This is a genomic window from Pseudoalteromonas luteoviolacea S2607 (genome assembly GCF_001625575.1).
GTDB classification, from domain to species: Bacteria; Pseudomonadota; Gammaproteobacteria; order Enterobacterales; family Alteromonadaceae; genus Pseudoalteromonas; species Pseudoalteromonas luteoviolacea_E.
Map to the genome: position 1 here is coordinate 88,830 of NZ_AUXV01000016.1, position 12,478 is coordinate 101,307.

15 protein-coding genes and 1 tRNA gene are annotated in these 12,478 nt (G+C 42.0%); 7 read left to right on the forward strand and 9 right to left on the reverse strand.

Going from position 1 to position 12,478, the window contains the following annotated elements:
* The first annotated feature begins 69 nt into the window (after positions 1-69).
* The 4 genes from N480_RS09910 (at position 70) to N480_RS09925 (ending at position 2,261) form a co-directional block, all read left to right on the forward strand.
* Positions 70-660, forward strand: coding sequence for a FlgO family outer membrane protein (locus tag N480_RS09910; RefSeq protein WP_063372344.1), 591 nt, complete (start codon positions 70-72; stop codon positions 658-660).
* An 11-nt stretch (positions 661-671) separates the two neighbouring features.
* A complete protein-coding gene (locus tag N480_RS09915) occupies positions 672-1,328 on the forward strand; it encodes a FlgO family outer membrane protein (protein ID WP_063372345.1) in 657 nt (218 codons plus the stop codon).
* 5 nt (positions 1,329-1,333) lie between these two features.
* On the forward strand, positions 1,334-1,975 hold the full coding sequence (locus N480_RS09920; protein ID WP_063372346.1) for a FlgO family outer membrane protein: 642 nt from the start codon (positions 1,334-1,336) through the stop codon (positions 1,973-1,975).
* 211 nt (positions 1,976-2,186) lie between these two features.
* Positions 2,187-2,261, forward strand: a tRNA-Arg gene (locus N480_RS09925).
* 54 nt (positions 2,262-2,315) lie between these two features.
* Here the strand turns inward: N480_RS09925 and N480_RS09930 are convergent.
* Positions 2,316-3,506 (reverse strand): flagellar assembly protein T N-terminal domain-containing protein, encoded by a 1,191-nt coding sequence (locus N480_RS09930; protein WP_063372347.1) that lies wholly within the window; start codon positions 3,504-3,506, stop codon positions 2,316-2,318.
* 125 nt (positions 3,507-3,631) lie between these two features.
* On the opposite strand from N480_RS09930, the gene N480_RS09935 reads away from it, so the two are divergent.
* Positions 3,632-4,102, forward strand: a complete 471-nt coding sequence (locus N480_RS09935) for an LPP20 family lipoprotein (RefSeq protein ID WP_063372348.1) — start codon at positions 3,632-3,634, stop codon at positions 4,100-4,102.
* 89 nt (positions 4,103-4,191) lie between these two features.
* Here N480_RS09935 and flgN read toward each other — a convergent pair whose 3' ends face one another.
* The 3 genes from flgN to flgA form a co-directional block, all read right to left on the reverse strand.
* Entirely contained in the window at positions 4,192-4,620 is a 429-nt protein-coding gene (flgN, locus tag N480_RS09940; protein WP_063372349.1) for a flagellar export chaperone FlgN, read from the reverse strand.
* Positions 4,613-4,936 carry a flagellar biosynthesis anti-sigma factor FlgM gene (flgM, locus tag N480_RS09945; protein WP_063372350.1) on the reverse strand — a complete coding sequence of 108 codons (324 nt, stop codon included), beginning with the start codon at positions 4,934-4,936 and terminating at the stop codon, positions 4,613-4,615. The genes flgN and flgM overlap by 8 nt, the downstream gene beginning before the upstream one ends.
* A 71-nt stretch (positions 4,937-5,007) precedes the next feature.
* Positions 5,008-5,715, reverse strand: coding sequence for a flagellar basal body P-ring formation chaperone FlgA (gene flgA / locus N480_RS09950; protein ID WP_063372351.1), 708 nt, complete (start codon positions 5,713-5,715; stop codon positions 5,008-5,010).
* Positions 5,716-5,855: 140 nt separating this feature from the next.
* On the opposite strand from flgA, the gene N480_RS09955 reads away from it, so the two are divergent.
* Together N480_RS09955 and N480_RS09960 are read left to right on the forward strand one after the other, a co-directional pair.
* On the forward strand, positions 5,856-6,788 hold the full coding sequence (locus N480_RS09955; protein WP_063372352.1) for a chemotaxis protein CheV: 933 nt from the start codon (positions 5,856-5,858) through the stop codon (positions 6,786-6,788).
* A 17-nt stretch (positions 6,789-6,805) separates the two neighbouring features.
* Complete coding sequence (locus N480_RS09960; RefSeq protein WP_063372353.1) at positions 6,806-7,639, forward strand: CheR family methyltransferase; 834 nt, start codon at positions 6,806-6,808, stop codon at positions 7,637-7,639.
* 43 nt (positions 7,640-7,682) lie between these two features.
* Here N480_RS09960 and N480_RS09965 read toward each other — a convergent pair whose 3' ends face one another.
* The 5 genes from N480_RS09965 to ettA form a co-directional block, all read right to left on the reverse strand.
* Positions 7,683-8,852, reverse strand: coding sequence for a glutathionylspermidine synthase family protein (locus N480_RS09965; RefSeq protein ID WP_063372354.1), 1,170 nt, complete (start codon positions 8,850-8,852; stop codon positions 7,683-7,685).
* A 56-nt stretch (positions 8,853-8,908) separates the two neighbouring features.
* Positions 8,909-9,502 (reverse strand): DUF1190 domain-containing protein, encoded by a 594-nt coding sequence (locus tag N480_RS09970; RefSeq protein ID WP_063372355.1) that lies wholly within the window; start codon positions 9,500-9,502, stop codon positions 8,909-8,911.
* Positions 9,503-9,511: 9 nt separating this feature from the next.
* The gene (locus N480_RS09975) at positions 9,512-9,916 is read right to left on the reverse strand and encodes a DUF350 domain-containing protein (RefSeq protein ID WP_063372356.1); all 405 of its coding nucleotides are present in this window, start codon (positions 9,914-9,916) and stop codon (positions 9,512-9,514) included.
* Between the two features lie 16 nt (positions 9,917-9,932).
* Positions 9,933-10,295 carry a PilZ domain-containing protein gene (locus tag N480_RS09980; RefSeq protein ID WP_063372357.1) on the reverse strand — a complete coding sequence of 121 codons (363 nt, stop codon included), beginning with the start codon at positions 10,293-10,295 and terminating at the stop codon, positions 9,933-9,935.
* Positions 10,296-10,406: 111 nt separating this feature from the next.
* Entirely contained in the window at positions 10,407-12,071 is a 1,665-nt protein-coding gene (gene ettA / locus N480_RS09985; RefSeq protein ID WP_063372358.1) for an energy-dependent translational throttle protein EttA, read from the reverse strand.
* Between the last annotated feature and the right edge of the window lie 407 nt (positions 12,072-12,478).

Below are 12,478 nucleotides of genomic sequence, written 5' to 3' on the forward strand. Positions count from 1 at the left end.
ATCATTATGGATATGATAACTTGGTTCGATTTTTGCATTTCCTGAACTATTGAATGAGAGGTGCAGAATATGCGTATTTTATTATTGGTGTTGGTTGGCTTGATGACGGGATGTAGTTCTAGTCTGCTCATGAATCAAAGTAATCAACCTACAGCAAAAAATACACCACCCGCACGCACAGTGCATAGTTATGTGGGTGAATTAGCTACTCAATTGAGTCAGTACAGTAAACCCTTAAAGCCTGGATCATCAGTTGCGGTAACGAGTTTTTATAAAGACAGTAAGCTCGGTATGGATACGGTGCACAGTCAAGGTGAGGGTCTGAGTAATCAAATTCAAGAGAGCTTTATTACCTATATGACACAGATGGGTTTACAGGTTGTCGAATTTCGCATGCAAAAAGCTATAAGTTTGTCGGACGATGCCGATAACATACTTAGCCGTGATATAGATAAGCTCAAAGAGCGACATAAATTTGACTTGGTGTTAACCGGTACTGTCAGCGAGAGCTTCAATTCTTATACGATACATGCACGCTTGGTTGACATGGTAAATAATAAAACGATGTCAGCTGCGTCTATAAGCTTGCCTAAGTCCACTTTATGGGGAGAAGAGCAGGTGCAAATGCGTGATGGCTTACTTCATCGCGGCCAATATTGACGGAGATAAATATGAAACAGTACGCATTCGGGCTTATTTTACCGCTTTTGTTTGGTTGCACGCTTACCGAAGATGACCGAAGTAACCGCAGTGCCATTATGGTTGAGAAAAACGCGTTTGCTACACCTGAGAGCCAATTCCAAGCTCATCCTGGCGGCATGCATGGTATGACCGTTTCGCAGCAAATGGCGAGCCGCAATGTCACACACTATGTGCAGAACTTAATGCAAGACATGATCAGTAACGTGCGTTACGTAAATGATCGTACACCCATTGCAGTGGCTACTTTCGTATTCCTAGACGAAGATTATAACTATGGCTCTTTGCTGGGCAACCAGCTTTCGGAGAGCTTTATACATGAGCTACATAACTTTGGAGTACCGGTTGTCGATTTTAAAACGACTGATTTTATGCGAGTGACCAAAGAAGGGGACTTTATTTTTAGTCGAGACTTCTTAGAGCTATCTGATGAACATACATTCAATTATGTGCTCGCGGGGACACTGGCTAACCATCAGGGCGGCGTTTTGGTCAATGCTCGAATTGTCGGTGTTAAAAGTAAGGCCGTGGTTGGAACCGCGCAAGGCTTTTTACCCCAAGCTGTTGTTAACGCGCTAAGAGACGGTATTGGCCATGATGGTATTCGGTTAGAACGAGCGAGTAGGTAATGACTATGAAACGACGTGGCTTAATATTTAGTTGCCTTGCTGTACTAAGCGGATGTGAATCGTCTACACATACGCAAATTGTGCCGAAGCAGCAAGCTGAGTCTAGTGCGACCCAACAGGCACGGCAATTAACACAGCTTTCGCGTGAGCTTGATACACTATCAGATATTGAGTACAAGGATCGTGGTTTTATTAGCTACACGCATAATAAGCAAATAGCAAACTATGCTGGCCAAATAGCATTAGAGCTCTCTGATTCATTGTCTGGTATTTCACCCAGTGCGGTGGCGATTACGAGTTTTGTTAGTTTTGATAACAGCCTGCGCCGCAGTAATCAGCTTGGTAATCAGTTGGCAGAATCCATGATCCATCAGTTCCAAAAAATGGGTTATCCTGCACTTGATTTTAAATCCCATCGAGGGATAGCTGTTACCACCAATGGTGACTTTATTTTGTCGAGAAACGCTAAACAGTTACCTAAAAAGCCAGCTCCTAGTCATGTATTAACAGGTACCATGATTTACCGAGACAAAGGTGTGGAAGTGAATACAAGACTTCTAGATTTTGATAATCGTTTGGTCGTTGCTAGCAGTAATGTGATGATCCCTTACTTTATTCTGGGTCCTCACGCGACGTCAACATACTAATTCAGGTTAGGTGTTCACAAACAATGATTGGTGCGCACCTCCCCCCATTTGTTACTTCAAGCTAAGTCTAAAAAGGCGCAGGCTAAGCGCTTTTCTTCCTCTTTGATGATTTGTGTTTACGATATATAAAAAGAGGAAAGGGGAAATAAAATATGCTTGTGTTTTAGTATCTTAAGCTGTTATATATATTAAGACAAAGGCGATTCAGCTTGTCTCCGTAGTTTAATGGATAAAACGGGGCCCTCCTAAGGCTTTGATGTAGGTTCGATTCCTACCGGGGACGCCATTCAACACGACATAAATAATTCACCCTCGCATGCAATGCAATGTGCCAGCCAAACTACAAAGCAAAGTCTTCTGGCGGCGTGATAATCAACTCGACGATGTCATTGACTTGAATATTGTTCATTGGGCGGTTTTGAATATTTTGCGCAATGGCATTTTGCGCATTAACCTGTGTCACTTTAACTCGATTTATTGTTTGAATACTGCGTGAGAAAAACTGGTTTCTTTCTCCTGCCACGTCACTGCGATGTGCCACACTCAAGACTTGTCCTTCTTTAATACCATGTGCTCTGCCAAGGTTTATCACAAGCTGATCTTGGTCTTTGTGGAGAATTTTTCCTTTGGTGGGCATGCATGCAAAAGCTTGGTCTAAATCTTGAGCTAGGCTATTAAACACGCTTTGAATACGCTTGCCATAGTCGGTATGCCAGAAGGTGTCACTGTAAACGTCGATGATTTTAGTTTTCTCGAACGGCCAAATACCTGTCACACTGTAGTGTTGCTGCCACACCTTGTCTTTGGTGAGGGCGTCAAATGCAACAAAGTCTATTTTGAAACTGCGCACATACTCGTCGTCTTGCCAAAATGCATAATCGCTATTGAGCTGCTGCGTACTGGCGAGATCTGTGATCTGACTGAGTAAAACATATTGGCTATTGCTCGTTGCTGTTAAGCTTTCGATTAATTGCTTGTCATAATCAAAATTTTGCGAAAAAAACGCTCTGACATTAAGGCTCTTATCTATGAAGGGAATGGGTTTAACGGTCATATTTCTTTGCATAAGAGTTTGATACAAACGCTCACTCGAAGACTTGTGGATGTCAAAAATTTGACCTAACCGAGCTTGGTGAGGTTGAATAAGCTGACTTTGAGTGACGGTAATTTGTTTACTGAATGACTCTTCAGGGCACTTTTGCTGTTTTGGAAAAATATCCAAATGCAGCGTTACGCTCATGACTCCATCTTTGGTGTTTTCAGATACGAGATTAATCTCTTGGATCTCGCCATGACTTTTGATTTTGATATGATCTTGCGCTAACACACCGTCAGCTAAAGTTTGTACACTAGATACGGTTGCACCAGAGAATATCAACGCTTGTGTAATAGCATCTTGCACAGCCTCTTGTCTGGCGGCTGCTCTGTCGGAGGTGTAGGCATTGGCATAACCCGTAACTTCAAACCACTCAGCTTTACAAGGAAGACTGAGTGCACTTGTAACAAGCGCTATACAACTTAATTTGTTCATTGAGCAATTACCATATCAAAAATCTATCTAACGTTGTTAACGCAAGTCTTATGCCAATAGTGTTGGCTCAATTTGTGCATGTGCTTTAGTGGACATTAATTGGTTTTATTAGGAGTCGGTAGCAAATGCGAAAGTTTTATCAAATCGGCAAAGTGCTTGCTGCAAGTTTTGTGCTTGGCCTTGCTGGGTGTAGTTCAATTATCGACAAACATGTAGAGTATAGTTATGTACAGCCCGATAGCTACCCTGTTTTAAAAGCAATTGGTTATGCGCCGCTGGATGCTCAGCCAGGGGCAACTGACAGCGAAAAAATGCTGATGGCTATTAAGGTCTCTAAGTTAGAGGCTTACCGAGAACTGGCAGAGCAAGTATATGGCCACCAGCTTAATGCATCGACAACCGTAAGAGGGGTCATTGCCCAAAATGATGGCTTGAGAAGCCAAGTACAAGGTGTGATCCGCGGTGCTAGAGTATTGAAATCTTATGCGGTTGGAGACATTTATACAACAGAGCTAGAGTTGGATATGAAGACTGTCTACGATCTTTATATAGGCCAAGTTAAACCTAAGAAAATTCAACGAGTAACCTACTACTAATCTTTGCTCGGCAAAGAGCATCTACCGGCACAAAAAAGCACGCTAGTTAAAATGCGTGCTTTTGCGTAGATTGTATAGACGTTTTATCGCTAAGCTTTTAAGTTCTTCACAAGCTCACCGACATTTTCTACCACACTCCCTTCTTCTGTATATGTAGTTGAAGTTGGTGTCCCTATCAGAATTTCTTTCAATTCTCGGACTGTCATATTTGCCAAATGCGCGGCTTTAGCGTTAACTTCATTTTGGTTTTTGCACTTGTACAAAAGCTTGTTGATTTCTTCAGTAAGCGGAACTACGTCTGGGTCTTTGAAAAGCTCAGCCGGAAATGAAGACAAACTTTTGTCAGTTTTTTGAATCGTATTAAGGTAGGTAATCTTTTGCCGAGCGATTTCTTTTAAACCATCACCGTTTCTTGAGCTGAGAACAGTCAACTCCTCATCAAGAAGCTGGGTCAAAGCTTCCAATGAGGCGATTTGAGCATTTAATTGCTGTATACACAGCTCGGTCGTGTTATCCATATAAATCGAATTCAAATGCGGCTATATTTTTGGCTAATTTTTCTGCATCGACTTGATATTTGCCCTCAGCAATGGCTTTTTTCAGCTCTTCGACCTTTTTATTGTCGAATGCAGGTGCTTGCTGTGCTTTTTCTTGCAAACCTTTAAGTTGCTGTGCTTGAGGCGTCAAGCTTACAGAGTCTGCTGCTGCTTTCTGTTGGGCGGCAGGTTTAGTTGCAGGATTATTTGCATCATTTCTTTGCAATTCAGCACGTTGTTGCTTAACATTATTAGCAACATTGTTCGGCTGATTCTGACCGTTAATGTTATTAACCATGATTCTGACCCATTAAAAAAGTTGATTCAGTCTTTATATCGACCGTTCCTTTATTTACTTTAGCAAAAATTTTAAATATTGACCGCTACGGAATCAACATCTTTTACACGTGCTCGTATAGTTTTTCCTGATTTTGTGTTTTTAACTCGGATTTGTTCACCTAAGTTGCCGTCTTGCAGGGCTATTCCTTGCGTTTTGATGGCGAAGTGTTCATTACCAGCCAAAATTATAACGGTATCTCCTTTGCAGACCATACATATATGTCTCATGTTGATTGCTTTGTCAGCTTGAATGCGACGTTTTGTTTTACTGCCAATCAACATTGAAATGTCATCGATATTTGATGCCCGTACAAAATGTTTTGGTCGCATCGCGATTTTGAGATCTTCCGCTTGTAGCACAACACCTTTGTCTAACTGCTGTGAACTGACTATAACAGGAAATAGTACTTCAATTTTCACATGCACAAATTGTACCCACTTCTCTCTGCTATCACAACGGACTTGTACGGTTACTTGACGCGCAAACGGCGGGCGTGTTTTGCTAGATACTTTTAGGGGGCGTGCACATTGCCTATTAGGAAGACGAGAGTCTAGTGGGAGTGCGCTAATATTCGTTTCTCCTTTAGACTCTTGAATCGCATGCTTTTCTACATACTTTATTGCGAGTTCCTGAATTTGCTCTGACTGATAGGTCTGAGCATAAGCGGATGACATGGCTAAAAAATATGCCAAAATAAGAAAGAATTGAACTGCAACTGTATTTTTTAACAAACTCATGATGTTTCGACTATGCTTATGGGGTGAAACAAGGTATAAAGATTTTGCGTGAATTGCTTCACCGCTTCAAGGGCAACTTTGAATGCTAATTAACAAGCAAACATTGTTCCGATAAGCTGTATTTTGAGTAGGAGAATGAAATGGCAGGTATTTTAGACTCAGTTAACCAACGAACTCAGTTGGTGGGTCAAAACCGACTTGAACTATTACTCTTTCGTTTGAAAGGTCGCCAACGCTTCGGTATCAATGTTTTTAAAGTAAGAGAAGTACTCCAATGTCCACCTCTTACGGCTATGCCAAAATCTAATTCGTATGTAAGAGGGGTTGCACACATTCGTGGGCAAACTATTTCAGTTATTGACATGTCTCTCGCTGTAGGCGGTCCGCCAATCGAAGATATTAAAAATTGCTTTGTTATTATTGCTGAATATAACCGCTCGGTTCAGGGGTTTTTGGTGGGCGCGGTAGAGCGCATTGTAAATATGAATTGGGAGCGCATTATGCCTCCGCCATCTGGCGCGGGTCGTTACTCTTATGTGACTGCTGTGACAGAAATCGAAGAAGAATTAGTCGAGATACTCGATGTTGAGAAAATCTTAAATGAGATTTGCCCAATTAACACAGAAGTCAGTGAAGACATTGTTGCCGATGGTGAGATGCAAAAAGACCTCGGTGAGCGTATCGTGTTTATTGCAGACGACTCTGCGGTAGCTAGAAACCAAGTCAAGCGAGCGCTTGAACCGCTTGGTGTGCAGACCGAGCTGGCCAAAAATGGTAAAGAGGCACTCATACGATTAAAAGAGATCGCTGAAGTAGACTGTCAAAATGACATCACTGAGCGTGTTGGGCTTTTGATTTCTGACGTTGAAATGCCAGAAATGGATGGGTATACCCTAACGGCTGAAATTAAAGCCGATCCAAAATTAGCACCTTTACATGTTATATTACATACTTCTCTCAGTGGTGTGTTTAATCAGGCTATGATTGAAAAAGTCGGTGCAGACGACTTTATCGCTAAATTTAACCCTGATGAACTGGCATCTGCTGTAAAAAAATGGGTTCATTGTGATTAATAAGTGGCGGTATAACTTTGGAAAATAAACATCTTGAGCAAAGCGAGTACGATCAATTTCGCACTTTTTTAGAACAGCAGTGCGGGATAGTGCTTGGTGATAACAAGCTATATTTGGTGAAGAGTCGGCTTGCGCCTCTGATGTCTCGATTCAATGTAGAGTCTCTTTCTTCATTGGTGAGCAAAACTCTGAGCCCACATGAGCGCCAACTGCGAGCTGCAGTTGTTGATGCAATGACAACGAATGAAACACTATGGTTTCGCGATCAATATCCGTTCGAATTGCTAAAAAAGAAAATTTACCCTGAATTTAAAGACTTGCGTCGGCCAGTTAAAATATGGTCTGCTGCTAGTTCTTCTGGTCAGGAACCGTATTCTATAGCGATGTCGACAAGTGAGTACCAGTCCTTAAATCCTGGTGCACTGAAAATGGGTGCACAGGTAGTGGGAACCGATATTTCTAATACCATGCTCGATATGTGTAAGAATGCAGAATATGATGCACTTGCACTTGCGCGAGGTTTGTCGCCTGAAAGACGAAAAAAATTCTTTATGGATAGCGGCAATGGTATGGCAAAAGTTGTCGATCCTATTCGTAAAATGGTGAATTTCAGACATTTGAATTTACTTGATTCATACGCATTATTGGGTAAGTTCGACGTGATTTTTTGTCGCAATGTACTTATCTACTTCTCACCAGAAGTGAAAGCTAAAATAATTTCGCAGTTTGCTCAGGCGTTAAACCCAAATGGGTATCTATTTTTGGGAGCATCGGAGTCTATGGCTGGTTTAAGCGACGACTTTGAAATGTTGCGGTGTAATCCAGGCATTATTTATCAGAAAAAATCTTAAAAAAAGCAGCCATCGGGCTGCTTTTTTATTCTAGTGGTGCTGACTAACCTAAGATAATGTGTGGAATAAAACGGCTTAAATCTTGTGTAATTAAGCTTTTGTCTGCTCTTAAACCCATACCCGCGGGCTCGTCTCCTACAACCCAGCTTCCAACCACGAGATATTCATCTTCGAATTTAGGTAGCGGACTATATGCTTGATAAACAAACCCCTCTTCACCATAACTCCCTGAAGATTGCGCAATGACTTGATTATCTTGACGGATTTCAATATTCGCACCTTCTCGAGAAAAAATAGGCTTTTTAACAATGCCCTGACGAGTTGATAATTGATGTTTTTGATCGGAGAAATACGCTGGTAATAGGTGAGGGTGGTTTGGAAAATGCTGCCACAGCAGTGGTAATATTGCTTTATTCGACAACAGCGCTTTCCAAGATGGCTCTAACCAAGTTGTTTTACTGTCAGCCAATGCGTATGCATATTCATCCTCAAACATAAACTCCCAAGGGTATAATTTAAAACACCAGCTAATTGAAGTATCGTCTAAGTCAGTAAATTGGCGATGGGTATCTATTCCAATATCTTCGATATATACAAACTTGCTACGGATACCAGCCTCAATGGCACAACTTTTTAAATAATCAATGGTCCCCTTGTCTTCGATAGTGTCCTTACAGCAGCTAAAATGTAAGCTCTTAGAACGATTTAGTTTGTGTAAATGTCGAAAGCGAGCAATTAACTGTTCTTGTATGCTATTAAATTGGTCTGTGTGTTTGGGCAGCAATCCTGCACTGACTTGTTGTTCAAGCCATATCCACTGCCAATAGGCTGACTCGAATAAAGAGGTCGGCGTATCGTAATTAGCCTCAAGTAATTTGGCATTGTGACGACCGTCATAACAAAGATCAAAGCGGCCATATAAATGCGGGTCTCGCCTCAGCCAAGAGCGTCTTATCATATGCCAAAAAGGTTCAGGGATAGCAAAACGTTGCATTAAGGCATCGTCATTACAAACTTTGTCTACCACGTGTAATAACATTTGATGCAGTTCTACGGTAGGTGCTTCTATACCTTGCTCTATTTGTTTGAGAGAAAACTGATAATAAGCTCGCTCATCCCAGTAGGGTTGTCCATGCATGGTGTGAAATCTAAACCCAATTTCTTGGGCTTGTGTCCGCCAGTTTGGACGTTCATTGATGGGGACTTTTATCATTTGAATACTGCCGTCAGACTTCGGGTTTTGTGTGCTCTAAAAGTAGAAAGGGCTGGTTACCCTCCCCAACTTCGACTACTGGCGCTGCGACCAAAGCCGCCTCGGCTTTTCGTCCTCGTGACCACCTTGTTTGGTTTGGCCCTATAATTAATAGCTGAAGCGCTTACTTTGGTTGTTCCGGCTGCGCTTGTGCTAGCAACAATCGCATTTTGAGCATTACGATACTTGAAGTAATCATCCTTACTACGATATAAAGGCTTTGCTCCTGAATAGTATTTACCGCTTAAAAATGCCGCTTTTTTTCGCTTGCGTTTTTTCATGGCATCAAGGCCTTCGTCGACAGCTTCAGCTATCGCTGCGACCATAAACCCTGCCATTAACGGCCGCCATATTCCGCCGTTGTTATCACATTGTTCATAGCCAAAATCGCTTTCACAGAGCTGCTCTGTGGCATATTTAGGGGCTTCAGAAAGGTGCCTATTTTGTGCTTGTTCATATTGAAATTGACAGGCGTCTTCTTCAACGCCAAAGGAGGTACATTCATCAATGTTTTTAAACAGCAATGCTGACTCATCACTGTCGCCACACCCTACTAGACCTGCACTGGCACCCATCATTAAGGTGAGCTTAATATGCTTGCTGCGTTTCATATCGGCTCCTTAATATGTCATGCAGGCAGCATTTAAGATCCCTGTTGCCAGTGACGCGCCACCTAAAAACAGACCTGCGCCAATGTGGTTGCTTTCAATCTTTTGCGAAAGTAACGGCATATATAAACGCACTAAAAAGAATGTCACTAACTGCATTATGCCTGCGATCACACCCCACAATGCAAAGTCAATGAGGGAGACTGCGTTAACAGCAGCACTGGCTACTGGGAGGGTAAACCCGATTAGCGTGCCACAAAAAGCCGCAGCTGCTGACGGGTTATTGTCTTTGACCAACTGCCACTCACAGTGGGGTGTAACCTTAGTGTAGACAAATAAAAAGGTCAGAATGAGTAGATAACCCAGAGTGAAATAGGCGATAAAAGGAATAAATCCTTGCAGAGATTCCAGTAACATCGAGCGTCCCTTTAAATTATTCGTGAAGTGTTAAATTCTCTAACTCACGGTGGAGTATATCATCATCACCGATGTTTAATTCAATTAATCGTTTTAAGTGAGTTACGCTGTCTAGGTCGATTTGCGCACAGTGCAACCCTAGGTGTGCTTCTTCGATGTGTCGAATTTCTACTTCCATACATATTTCTACCTCGCTACCGGGCAAGTTGAACTTTAGACTCGCGGGTTGTCCTTTGAGTGGCGTTAACCCAATTGGCAAGGTGATCAGTGCACCATTTAATGACAAGTCAATAATTTCGCAATTATAGTCCCCAGTTGTCGTCATTAATGATGCTTGGTTTGAGAATAGGACTCGGGAAAATTTTCTGCGTTCTTTCATAAAGGGATCTCGTCATTTCGTTATCTAAAGTTTAGTCATTTTTTTACAGACTAACCAGATATAAAAAAGCCCTGAACAGGTTCAGGGCTTCAAATTTAGTTTGGCATTAAATTAACCAATCTTTTTGTATTTGATACGCTTAGGTTCAGCTGCTTCTGCGCCGTACGTTTTCTTCAACCACTCTTCGTATTCAGTATAGTTACCATCAAAGAAGTTAATTTGACCTTCGTCACGATAATCTAAAATATGTGTCGCGATACGGTCAAGGAACCAACGGTCGTGCGAAATACACATAACACACCCAGGAAACTCTAAAATTGCATTCTCAAGTGCACGCAATGTTTCTACATCTAGGTCATTGGTTGGCTCATCCAGTAGGATTACGTTACCACCCGCTTTAAGCAGTTTAGCTAAATGTAGGCGGTTGCGCTCACCACCCGAAAGCTCTTTAACAAATTTTTGCTGGTCATTGCCTTTGAAATTAAAGCGCCCCACGTAAGCGCGGCTAGGAATTTCAAAATTGCCTATTTTTAGGTTATCTTGACCATCAGAAATTTCTTGGAAAACTGTATTACTGTCATCCATATTGTCGCGGAACTGCTCTACCGTAGCAAGTTCAACGGTATCACCAAGTTTGATTTCACCACTATCTGGTTGCTCTTCGCCACTTAACATTCTAAATAGTGTTGATTTACCCGCACCGTTGGCACCGATGATACCCACAATAGCGCCTTTTGGCATTGAGAAGCTCAAGTCATCAATTAAAACTCGGTCACCAAACCCTTTCTTAAGGTTAGTCACTTCAATGACTTGATCTCCCAGACGAGGACCCGGTGGGATAAATAATTCATTAGTTTCATTACGCTTTTGGTAATCAGACTGTTGAAGCTCAGTAAATTGCGCCATACGCGCTTTTGATTTTGCTTGGCGGCCTTTAGGGTTTGAACGCACCCATTCAAGCTCTTTCTCAATCGACTTTTGACGTGCTTTTTCTGACTTTTCTTCTTGCTTAAGTCGCGCATCTTTTTGTTCTAGCCAAGATGTATAATTACCTTCCCATGGAATACCATGGCCTCGGTCAAGCTCTAGGATCCAGCCCGCGACGTTGTCTAAGAAGTAACGGTCGTGGGTAATCGCAACCACAGTACCTTCGTAATCATGTAAGAAGCGCTCTAACCAAGCCACTGATTCTGCATCTAAGTGGTTGGTTGGTTCATCTAGTAGCAGCATGTCTGGTTTTTCAAGCAATAAGCGACATATGGCAACACGACGTCTCTCACCACCAGATAGGTGTTCAATTTTTGCATCCCATTCAGGCAAACGCAGTGCGTCAGCAGCGCGCTCTAGTGCATTGTCTAGGTTGTGGCCGTCATGTGCTTGAATAATTGCTTCGAGTTCACCTTGCTCTTTAGCTAACGCGTCAAAGTCAGCGCCATCCATCGCATATTCTGCATATACTTCATCTAGACGTGTAAGAGCCATTTTAACTTCGCTGACAGCCTCTTCAATGGTTTCTCGTACCGTTTTACTTTCGTCAAGTACTGGTTCTTGAGGTAAATAGCCAATTTTAGTGCCTGGTTGAGGGCGTGCTTCACCTTCAAACTCAGTGTCCACGCCAGCCATAATACGAAGTAAAGTAGATTTACCGGCACCGTTTAGACCAAGAACGCCTATTTTTGCGCCTGGGAAAAAACACAAAGAGATATCTTTTAGAATTGTGCGCTTAGGTGGAACAACCTTGCTCACCCGCGACATAGTATAAATATATTGAGCCATCTATATAGTCCAACTAATTTTTTAATTTCCGCTATTGTAGTTACAACTTAATAAGCATTCAACGTAGCAAGGGAGATATCGTGACTCACTTGTGCCGACTTTACTTAAGTCACTGTGTACTATTTGTGCGAAGCGTGTTCCTTTATTGGAAAGGGTTGTGGCGGAAATTAGAATGCTGATACAGCTAATTGTAACTGTTTAGCTTTGGACCTAAATTGACCTCTCAATTCCTTATTTATCTTACACCCTTGTTCTTAGGGCATTTTTGACCTGTTTTAATTCCAGAAAAACGGTATTATTTACCTATGCTCAGCAAAGCTATGAAATAAAGTTGTTACACTTTATAGAATGAACTCTTCAGCAAATTTATTTACAAATCGAAGAGGGGAGTAGTAATCCACCTCGTG

What these genes read in the sequence shown, in the direction of transcription:
- N480_RS09935 (WP_063372348.1), top strand. Translation starts at nt 3,632, where the DNA reads ATGCGAAAGTTTTATCAAATCGGCAAAGTGCTTGCTGCAAGTTTTGTG.
- flgA (WP_063372351.1), bottom strand. Translation starts at nt 5,715, where the DNA reads ATGAGTTTGTTAAAAAATACAGTTGCAGTTCAATTCTTTCTTATTTTG.
- N480_RS09920 (WP_063372346.1), top strand. Translation starts at nt 1,334, where the DNA reads ATGAAACGACGTGGCTTAATATTTAGTTGCCTTGCTGTACTAAGCGGA.
- flgN (WP_063372349.1), bottom strand. Translation starts at nt 4,620, where the DNA reads ATGGATAACACGACCGAGCTGTGTATACAGCAATTAAATGCTCAAATC.
- flgM (WP_063372350.1), bottom strand. Translation starts at nt 4,936, where the DNA reads ATGGTTAATAACATTAACGGTCAGAATCAGCCGAACAATGTTGCTAAT.
- N480_RS09980 (WP_063372357.1), bottom strand. Translation starts at nt 10,295, where the DNA reads ATGAAAGAACGCAGAAAATTTTCCCGAGTCCTATTCTCAAACCAAGCA.
- ettA (WP_063372358.1), bottom strand. Translation starts at nt 12,071, where the DNA reads ATGGCTCAATATATTTATACTATGTCGCGGGTGAGCAAGGTTGTTCCA.
- N480_RS09975 (WP_063372356.1), bottom strand. Translation starts at nt 9,916, where the DNA reads ATGTTACTGGAATCTCTGCAAGGATTTATTCCTTTTATCGCCTATTTC.
- N480_RS09930 (WP_063372347.1), bottom strand. Translation starts at nt 3,506, where the DNA reads ATGAACAAATTAAGTTGTATAGCGCTTGTTACAAGTGCACTCAGTCTT.
- N480_RS09915 (WP_063372345.1), top strand. Translation starts at nt 672, where the DNA reads ATGAAACAGTACGCATTCGGGCTTATTTTACCGCTTTTGTTTGGTTGC.
- N480_RS09955 (WP_063372352.1), top strand. Translation starts at nt 5,856, where the DNA reads ATGGCAGGTATTTTAGACTCAGTTAACCAACGAACTCAGTTGGTGGGT.
- N480_RS09970 (WP_063372355.1), bottom strand. Translation starts at nt 9,502, where the DNA reads ATGAAACGCAGCAAGCATATTAAGCTCACCTTAATGATGGGTGCCAGT.
- N480_RS09965 (WP_063372354.1), bottom strand. Translation starts at nt 8,852, where the DNA reads ATGATAAAAGTCCCCATCAATGAACGTCCAAACTGGCGGACACAAGCC.
- N480_RS09910 (WP_063372344.1), top strand. Translation starts at nt 70, where the DNA reads ATGCGTATTTTATTATTGGTGTTGGTTGGCTTGATGACGGGATGTAGT.